Raw genomic sequence first — 9,177 nt, 5'->3', positions numbered from 1 at the left:
GTGCCCCCCACGTCCACGCCCTCTCCCTCTCGCCCGTCCCCCGGGTGACCGACCGGCCGACTCCCCGAGAGACCCTGCGGCTGTCCGGGGGACCACCTCACCCGTACGCCCGCGAGCGCTGGTGGGCGGGGGCGAGCGGTGTTGGCGTGGGAACGGCAACGTCGTGCTCTCGGGAGGCTCCGCCATGCGTCGTCCGTACCGTGTTCTCGCCCGGGTCATGGCCCTAGGGATGCTCGCGGGGGCGGCGGGCTGCTTCGTGGACGACCCCGGGCACCCTCGCGGCTTCCCCGAGGCCGCCTCCGTCGAGGAGACCACGGTCTCCGCCTCACCCACCGCCCCGACGGCCCCCGCGCTCACCGACGCCCGGGCCCGGAGCGCCCTGCTGCGCCAGGACGACCTCGGCGACGCCTGGTCCGGCACCCAGGGCGCGGCGACCTGGCGGGACGGCCTCCTCAAGGGCCGTACCGACCGGCCCGAGTGCCAGGCGCTCCTCGACGGGGTCTACGCCGAGGACGTCCTCGGAGAGCCCAAGGGCGGCACGGCCGTCACCGGCTTCGACGACTACGAGTACGGCGCCCAACTGCGCTACCAGGTCGGCGCGTACGACAAGGCCGACGTCGACGCCCGCCTCCGTCGCCTCGGCCAACTCGTCGGCACATGCGAGGAGTTCACCATCACCGGTGTCCAGGGCCGCGAGTACGGCGCCGAGGTCACCCCCGTCGAACTGCCGCGCGACCTCGGTGACGCCCGCCAGGGCCTGCGGCTGATCGTCAGCGGTGACCTGGAGGGCGAGGACACCGCCCTCACCCTCGACCTCGCCACCGTACGCGTCGGCGACACCGCCGCCCTCCTCACCCACGGCGGCCTGTACGGCATCGACGACACCGCCACCACCGAGGCGGCGCAGGCCGGCATCAAACGCCTCCAGACCCTCCTGAAGGAACAGGCGGCGAAGAAGGAGAAGAAGGAGAAGGAGAAGGAGAAGAAAGGCAAGAAGGAGCCGAAGCCGAAGCCGAAGAAAGACACCAAGCAGCAGCAGAAGAAAGAGAAGAAGGACACGGAGGCGCCCTCACCGTCCGACGAGCAGTCCACGGACTCCGACGAACAGGGCTCCTCGGACGAGGCCCGGGGCCGGCCCACCACCCGCACCGGAACCCTCGCCGCCCCCGCTCCTCCTACTTCTCCTCCAGCATCGGCGTGACCACGCTCCGTACGTCCTCCTCCGACACCGTGCTCTGAACCGCCCCGGCGATCCGGCCCGCGCGGTCGACGAAGAGGGTGAAGGGGAGGATCCGCGGGTTCACGAGACCGTTCGGCAGCTTCAGGAGCTGCTTGCCGCCAGGGTCGTGCAGGCTCGGGTAGGACAGGCCGAGGTCCCGCTGGAAGGCGAGCGCGTTCGGCCGGGACACGTCCATGCTGACGCCCAGGACCTGTACGTCCCGCCCCTTCAACTTCCGCTGCGCACGGTCGAGGTCGGGCGATTCGATCCGACAGGGACCGCACGTGGAGGCCCAGGCGTTCACGACGACGACCTGACCGCGGTAGTCGGAGAGCCGGACGGATCCGCCGTCGACGGTGCCGCCGGCGAAGTCGGGCGCGGCGGGCCGCTCGCCGACGGGGATGCTCTTGAACAACCCGCCCCCACCTGCCAGTGGAGCTTCCCCCGACTGCCCCGACTGCCCGGCCCGTTCGGCCTGTTCCACGTCGGTCGGCAGCGGCTTCGGCGTGGCGCAGCCCGTCATCGCGAGCCCGGCCATCACCACGCACAGCGCCGCACGGCGGTTCGTCTTCATCGCCGTACAGCTTAGAGCCCGGGTGGCAACTCGCCCCGGCAGCCTGCCGATCGCCCCCGCTGGGGTGGCTGGGACACTGCTGTGGTCACCGGTTGACCGCCGGTGACGTACGGGGATGCGAGGAGCGCAGATGATCACGCCTTGGCGCAGGGCGGTCGAGTACGCGGCGGTGGTGACCCTTCCCACGTGGCTGTGGGGGCTGGTTGTGCTGAACGTGGGAACCGGCGGGCACACATCGGCCGATGACGTAGCTCTGGGTCTGGTCGACGGCGGAACACTGCTCTTCCCGCTGGTGGCAGTGCCCGTGCTGACGGTGGTCCGCAAGGTGCTCCCCGCCCTGTCGCGCTGGCGCACCGCGACCATCGACACGTCGGTGTACGCGGTGGTGTACCTGCTGTCCCTGGTGGCGACCGGGTTGTGGGCGGGGTCCGGACCGGCCGACGCGGTGGACTGGGCTTTCGTGATGATGACCGTGGCCCTGCTCGACCTGCAGTTCCTGATGGCTCTGGGCCTGTGCGCGTGGCGGTACGACCGCCTCGTCCCGACGGCCCCCTCGGGTCGCCTGAGCGGTGGCCCCCGCGTGGTCTGACGACGGCCGTGACACCGTCTCGCCGTGTCCCCTTCCGCCGTCTCCGGTCGCGCCGAAGCCGTCAGCGCGGGGCGGCGTCGGCAGCGGTCACGCACACGTCGTCCGGCGCCCGTTCGATCGGCCTCACCACGTCGCTGAGGTCCACCAGGACGCCGTCGATCGCCGTGATCCGGTCGTCCACGAAGGCCTGGACGGCGGGGTTCCGGCCGTAGGTGATGAGGACGCGGTAGCCGGAGCCGGCGGAGCGGTCCTCCCGGAACACCCAGTCGACGCCGTCGACCTCGACGCACGGGTCGGCGGTCTCGGCCGGCGGTTCCAGGCCGCAGCGCAGCACCACGCCCCCGTTGCCCCAGGAGGTCACGCCGGTGACGGAGACGGGGTCGCGGGACTCGCCCGCGATCCGGGCAGGGTAGCGGTCGGCGATCCGGGTGCAGGCCGGGTCCCCGGCGCGGCCGGCCGGCCGTAGGTCCAGGGCCGGGGAGGAGACCTCCTGGGCCACGAGCAGTGCGGCGACCACCGCCGCGCCTACGGCCGCCCCGATCGCGATCCGGGCACGCCTCGAAGGGCGTCTCATCCGTCAACTCCTGCGTGCGTCGGGTCCTGTGGTGCGTCGTGGTGAGGGCGAGGGAGTGGCCCGCTGTCGGGCTCCTCCGCTCAGGCCCCCATGTTCGCATCCACCCCGTAGGTCACACCGCAGGCGCCGACTCAACCCTGTGGTACGGGTGCGGGTGCCTCGGACGGCGGGCCCATCGAGCGCCAGGTGCCCGGCTTGGCGCCCCAGATGTAGACGGCGTCGTCCTCGTGCATGACGTGCCACAGGCGTTCGGCGTCGGCGTAGCGGAGGTTCACGCAGCCGTGGGAGCCGCCTCGGAAGAGGTCGTCGAGGACGCCGTGGAAGGCCTGCCCGTCGTTGAAGAACTGGGCGAACGGCATCGGGGCGTTGTTGTACAGGTCGGAGAAATGGTCGCGGTGCTTCCAGTAGACCGTGTGCCAGCCGGTACGGGTCTCCTCCCCGTCCCTGCCGGTGCGCGCGGGCACCGGCGGGTAGATCACCTGCTTCCCCCGCTGCACCCACACCAGCTGCCGGTCGAGGTCCACACACGTCACCTGGTACGTCCGCACCGGACACTTCCCGGCGGCGTTGGGGTTGGCGCGGGCCTGCACCACCAGCATCGTGCGGTAGGTGGCGAGGCCCGCGTAGCCGTCGGCCGGTTTCACGCCGGTGCGCTGCTGGAACGCGCGGATCGCCACGCAGTCGGCGGTGGACTGCCGGCCGTCCGCCGGGAGCTTGAGATGGCCTTCCAGGTCCCACTGGTAGGGACCGGTCCGCGCCGTGCACGCCGGCACGGGTGCCGCCTCGGCGGCGGGCACCGTGGCCTCCGCTGATGCTGTGGCGTCCGCCGGTGCTGTGGCTTCGGCGGGTGCTGTGGCGTCGGCGGGTGCCGCCGTCCACCCCATCAGGGCGGACGACAGCACCGCGATCACACGTATCCGGCTCTTCTGTGTCCTGCGGGCCTTCCGTGTCCTTCGTCCCGTCAACGCGGCCTCCGGGTCTCGCTCAGTCGCCGAACCCCCTCCCAGAGATACGGCATCCGGGCCGCCGCGGAGACGTCGTGCTGGGCCGAACGGGCACCGGTGTCAGCACTTCTTGCCCTTGCAGGCCTCGCCCCGCGTGTTGAGGAGCTTCACCAACAGCCCCTGCCCCTGGGAGGCGTTCCTCGGGGTGAGGACGTACGGCCCGGTGACCGGCCGGCTCGGCTTGAGGTAGCCCTCGGGGACGTCGGTCTCCACCAGGTGGTACGTGCCGGGCAGCAGCGAGCCGAAGGAGCAGCGGCCGATGCGGGAGGTGGCGCAGTCGTTGACGAACCGGTCCTTGCGCAGGCCGTACCGCTGCAGTCCGCGGACCCCGTTGGTGTCCTGCCACAGCTCGAACACCGCGCCGGGCAACGGCCTGCCGCTCTTCTTGTCGAGCTTCACGAGCGTCAGCCGCACCGACTGGGTGAGACCGGCGTCGACCGTGTGGTTCACATGGCCGGGGTCGCCGACCCGGACCGTGGTCCGGCCGTAGGCGTCGACGTCGGAGTCGATCGCACGGTTCGAACCGGCGCCCTTGACCGTCCACTTGAGTGCGGCGCGGCTCGGACGCCCCGGCAGCGTGTCGGTGTCGACGCCGCTGTGGTCGAAGGAGACCCGGTAGGTGGTGTTCGGCCGCAGCCCGCCCCGGTCCAGGCTGCTGACGTAGTACTCGCCGTTCGCGTCGGTGTGCGTGACGAGGTCGGGTCCGGACGACGACATCGGGTGGAGCGTCACCTTCACGCCCTTGACCGGCGGCTCGGACGGGTCCTGCACGCCGTCGCCGTCGGTGTCGAACCAGACGCGGTTGCCGACCTGGACGGGTGCCCGGTCGCAGATCAGCTCCAGGTCGGCGAGGCCGTTGCCCTCGCCGAACAGCATGGCGCGCTGCGCGGCGTCGGCGCTCCAGGTCCGCTGCACCGGGAGGTTGCCCTCGGTCTTGCCCTTGGTGGCGTTCCAGCGGCGCACGCCCTGCTCCCAGGGGTGCTCGTCGAACGGGGAGTGGACCGTGCTCCACAGCTTGTTCCGGTACGGCTGGAGGGCCGTGCCGCCCTGCGTGACCTGGTCCTCGTGGGCGTCCGGGAGCTTCGTCGAGTCGGCGTAGAACTCGCCGTGGCCCGGTCCCTCGTCGTTGTTGGGGGACGCGCCGTACAGCGCGTCGCAGCGGGCGTTGTTCTCCAGCGTGTACGTCGTACTCGTCGCGCACACCCGCAGGACGTCACCGGCGGCGACGGCCCGGACCTTGGGGTCGCCCCGGTGCGCGTTGAAGGGGTACGTCGCCGTGCCCTGCATGTCGGCGAACCGGTCGCGGAAGCCGAGGATCAGGTCGCCGTTGTCGGCGATCTCGATGTTGGCCAGGATCGGCTGCGGCGCGGAGACGAAGGAGAGACGCCCGGGGGTGGGAACGCGCTGGTTCCACGCCTCCCACATGGCGCTCAGCGGGCTGCCGACGGTGGAGGGCTTCGAGCAGCGGGGGGCGGTCGCGGGCAGACCGGTGAACCGGTACGCGCAGCCGCGCGGGTAGTTCATCGCCGCCTGGAACAGCGGGCGGAACGAACCCCGCGTGAACTCGTAGACGTGCGAGGTGACCTGGGAGGGGTCGCCCCACGGGACGGCCCGGGTGACGGTGTTCTCCGCGCCGCACACCCCGCCGACGAGCACCCGGCCGCCGCGCACCCCGAGGCCGTACGGGTGCCAGTGACCGGCGCACTCCTCCGGCCGGGGGATGACGTGCGAGCGGTAGGTGCCCGGGTAGACCCCGTCGCCGGTGCCGCGGATCGGCACGGTGTACAGCCGGGAGTCGTTGAGGCTGACCGCGTAGAGGGTGTGGCCGTCGCCGGAGACGTCGACGTCGCCGATGCCCTCCCGGCCGACCCTGCTGTGGACCGGGTTGTCGCGCAGCCAGTCGTCGGCCTCGTCGTGCTCGGTCAGCAGGCCCGGCAGGGTGACGAAGGTGCTCACCCCGGAGGCGCTGTTGCGGCGGTAGATGGTGTTGGTCGCGCCCGCCGGTCCGTACGCGGCGTGCCGCTTGACCAGCGTGCCCATGTACGTGTTGCCGGTCCGGTCGTTGCCGATCCCGAACACGGCGCCCTGCTGCTGGTTGTTGGTGAGCCGGGTGACCGTGCCGCCGGGGTAGGTGTCGGAGAAGTTGCCCGCGAACCGCACCAGGCCCTTGTGGGTGTCGGGCGCGTCGCCCTTCGTCAGGTTGCAGGTCACCAGGTCCGGGTTCTCCTGGCAGTAGAGCCCCGGCTCCCAGAAGCCGGTGGTGTACGTCGTGCTCCGGCCCCCGGAGACATCCACGAAACCGACACTGCCGCGCATGACGCTCGGTCCGTCACCGAGGCCCGCGATCGCCGGCTGGAGGGTGCGGGAGTCGGGGTTGTAGGCCTGGACGCGGTACTTGCCGCCGCGCAGCGGCGAGGCCGACGGCTGGAACCAGGCGACGCCGTACGTGTTGGTGGTGCGGGTCTCCACGGTGCCGTGGTCGTCGGTGAGGGTGACCCGGACTCCGGCCCGGCCCTTCTCCAGACCGTGGTCGTACCTCCCGTCGACGTCCACCTCGTTGACGACCCGTACGGTCACGGTGCCGTCGCCGGGGGCCCTGCCGTCCGCGGTGCCACTGGCGCCGGGGCCGGCGGGGACCGCCTCACCGGCCAGTCCGACCACCAGCGTCGCCGTGACGGCCAGGGCCAGACCCACACCCCCCGGTGTTCTTCGCTTCACCACGTCCCTCTTCTCCCTGAAGTCCTGCCGAGGCGACGGAGCCCGTTGCCCGAAGCCGACGCCTGCATTCATATGAAGTGCCAACCGCCACTAATCAGGCTGAACGGGGCACGGGAGGGGGAGGAGCCGTCGGTCGCGATGCCGGAAATGTGGAGATTCGGGGAAGGTGAAGGGGTGCGGGAGGGCACGGGGGAGGCGGTGCGGGACCTGGGACGGCCCGGCGGGTTCATCCGGTCGGGTCAGCGGAGGGGTCCCCGCATGGCGTACCCGGTGGATTGCCGGTAGATCAGATCGACGGGCCGGTGGACGGGCTGGTGGATGGGCCGGTGGATGGCGCGGCGGACGGGCCGGAGGCGGGTTGTTCCACGGGTGCCCGTTCCACGGGTGACTGTTCCGCGAGTGGCTGTTCCGCCCAGATCACCTTCCCCTCCGGCAGGAAGCGGGTGCCCCAGCGCTGGGTGAACTGGGAGATGAGGAACAGGCCGCGGCCGCCCTCGTCGGTGGTGCGCGGATGGCGGAGGTGGGGCGCGGTGGCGCCGCCGTCGAACACCTCGCAGATCAGGGTGCGTTCGAGGACGAGCCGCAGCCGGATGGGCCCGGCGGCGTGCCGGATCGCGTTGGTGACCAGCTCGCTGACGATCAGTTCCGTGGTGAACGCCAACTCGTCCAGCCCCCACGCCCCCAGCTGCCGTGAGGTGGTCTTCCGGGCCTCCGAGACCAGCGCCGGGTCCGCCGGGAGCTCCCAGGACGCCACCCGGTGCGCGGGCAGGCGCCGGGTGCGGGCCAGGAGGAGGGCGACGTCGTCGGTGGGGCGGGCCGGCGCCAGGGAGTCCAGGACGCGCTGGGCGTGCCGTTCGAGGGAGGGCTCGGGCCGGGCCAGGGCACGGCACAGCGCCTCCCGGGAGGCCCCGGCGAGCAGCCCGTCGGTGTGCAGGGCGATGACGGTGCCCTCGGGGAGGTCCAACTCCATCGCCTCGAAGGGCTGTTGGTCGACACCGAGCGCGGGCCCCGCGGGAAGCTCGGGGAAGGTGACCGTGCCGTCCGGGTCGACCAGGGCCGGGGCGAACGGCCCCGCGGCGGCCATGGCGCACCTGCCGGACACCGGGTCGTGGACGACGTAGAGACAGCGTGCCCCGACCGTCTGCCCGCTGCCCCCGCCCGGCTCGGCCCCCTCCTGCCGCGCCGACTTCGCCACCATGTCGTCGAGGTGGGCGAGCACCTCGTCCGGCGGCAGGTCGAGGTCGGCGAGGGTGCGTACGGCCGTGCGGAGGCGGCCCATGGCGGCGGCGCCGTCGATCCCGTGGCCGGCGACCTCGCCGACGACGAGCGCGACACGGGCACCGGAGAGGGGGATGACGTCGTACCAGTCGCCGCCGAGGCCGGTCAGCTCGTCGGCGGGCCGGTAGCGGACGGCGACCTCGGCCGCGTCCTGCTCGGGCAGCCGGCGCGGCAGCAGGCTGCGCTGGAGCACGAGGGCGGCGTCGCGCTCGCGCGTGTACCGGCGGGCGTTGTCGACGCAGACGGCGGCCCGGCCGACCAGTTCCTCGGCGAGGCCCAGGTCGACGGCGTCGAAGGGGTCGAGACGGTCGCGCCGGAAGAACGTGGTGATGCCGAGCGTGATGCCCCGCGCCCGCACCGGAACGATCATCACACTGTGCAGTCCGAGCGCCTCCGCGGGCACCGACCGGCCCCCCGGGACCGCCCTCGCCCACTCCGCCGACAAAGGGTCCAGCCGCGGCTCGGACCACGAACGCCCGTCGACCAGGGCCCGCACCGGGGGCGATCCGGCCGCGTAGGAGGCGACCGCGCCGACCTCCAGGACGGCCTCCGGCACCCCGTCGTGCACGGACTGCTGGGCGATCCGCCGCAGCGGGACGGAACCGTCGCCGAGGGTGCCCGGCTCGGCGCCGCGCAGCACCGAGTCCAGCAGGTCCACGGTCACGAAGTCGGCGAGCGTCGGCACGACCACGTCCGCCAGCTCCTGCGCGGTCCGCCGTACGTCGAGGGTGCGGCCGATCTGCTCGCCGGCGCGGTCCAGCAGGGCGAGCCGGGTGCGGGCGCGGTGCCGCTCCGACACGTCGATCACCGTGTAGTACACGCCGATGGGCCGCCCGTGGTCGTCCTCCAGACGGGTGAACGACATCGCGTGCGCGGTCTCGCGGTACGGCGTGGACCGCACCCGGCCCACGTGCTCGTAGTCCAGCACCGGGACGCCCGTCTCCAGCACCTTGCGCATCTGCGCCTCGATGCGCTCGGCGTCCAGCCCGGGCTGCACCTCGGCGAGCCGCAGCCCCACCCTCTCGTGCGCCAGGCCGCCGCCGAACCGCTCCAACGCCGCGTTCGACCACACGAACCGCAGCTCCGTGTCCACGATCGCAATCCCGACCGGCGACCACGCGGTCATCCGCTCCAGCACCGTCCGACTCATGTCCCAGCCGGGCGCCTGCGTGGCATCGGACACGAGAGCGACCCAGTGAGCGGGCTTGAGGGGGTCGGGGG

Annotated in this window: 7 protein-coding genes; 2 read left to right on the top strand and 5 right to left on the bottom strand. The window is 72.4% G+C overall.

Features of this window, described 5'->3' with window-relative positions; translation table 11 throughout:
• Positions 1-184 precede the first annotated feature (184 nt).
• Positions 185-1,201 carry a hypothetical protein gene (locus P1P70_RS34605; RefSeq protein ID WP_319244914.1) on the top strand — a complete coding sequence of 339 codons (1,017 nt, stop codon included), beginning with the start codon at positions 185-187 and terminating at the stop codon, positions 1,199-1,201.
• On the opposite strand, the gene P1P70_RS34600 is transcribed toward P1P70_RS34605, so the two are convergent.
• Positions 1,176-1,793: a TlpA disulfide reductase family protein gene (locus P1P70_RS34600; protein WP_319244912.1), complete on the bottom strand. Its 618-nt coding sequence runs from the start codon at positions 1,791-1,793 to the stop codon at positions 1,176-1,178. The genes P1P70_RS34605 and P1P70_RS34600 overlap by 26 nt on opposite strands.
• Positions 1,794-1,923: 130 nt before the next feature.
• Here P1P70_RS34600 and P1P70_RS34595 point away from each other — a divergent pair, with 130 nt between their 5' ends.
• Positions 1,924-2,382 carry a hypothetical protein gene (locus P1P70_RS34595; protein ID WP_319244910.1) on the top strand — a complete coding sequence of 153 codons (459 nt, stop codon included), beginning with the start codon at positions 1,924-1,926 and terminating at the stop codon, positions 2,380-2,382.
• Between the two features lie 61 nt (positions 2,383-2,443).
• Here P1P70_RS34595 and P1P70_RS34590 read toward each other — a convergent pair whose 3' ends face one another.
• From P1P70_RS34590 to P1P70_RS34575, 4 genes are all read right to left on the bottom strand, one after another.
• Positions 2,444-2,956, bottom strand: a complete 513-nt coding sequence (locus P1P70_RS34590; protein ID WP_319244908.1) for a DUF3515 family protein — start codon at positions 2,954-2,956, stop codon at positions 2,444-2,446.
• A gap of 131 nt (positions 2,957-3,087) precedes the next feature.
• On the bottom strand, positions 3,088-3,840 hold the full coding sequence (locus P1P70_RS34585) for a L,D-transpeptidase family protein (RefSeq protein ID WP_413471615.1): 753 nt from the start codon (positions 3,838-3,840) through the stop codon (positions 3,088-3,090).
• A gap of 180 nt (positions 3,841-4,020) precedes the next feature.
• Complete coding sequence (locus P1P70_RS34580) at positions 4,021-6,681, bottom strand: SdrD B-like domain-containing protein (protein ID WP_319244904.1); 2,661 nt, start codon at positions 6,679-6,681, stop codon at positions 4,021-4,023.
• Positions 6,682-6,964: 283 nt separating this feature from the next.
• On the bottom strand, positions 6,965-9,177 hold a 2,213-nt coding region (locus P1P70_RS34575; RefSeq protein ID WP_319244902.1), incomplete at its 5' end, for a SpoIIE family protein phosphatase.

Origin of the sequence: Streptomyces sp. MB09-02B (assembly GCF_033794485.1) — a bacterium.
Taxonomy (GTDB): domain Bacteria; phylum Actinomycetota; class Actinomycetes; order Streptomycetales; family Streptomycetaceae; genus Streptomyces.
The sequence above is the reverse complement of the archived record's forward strand: the minus strand, read 5'-3'. Positions and strand labels throughout refer to the sequence as shown.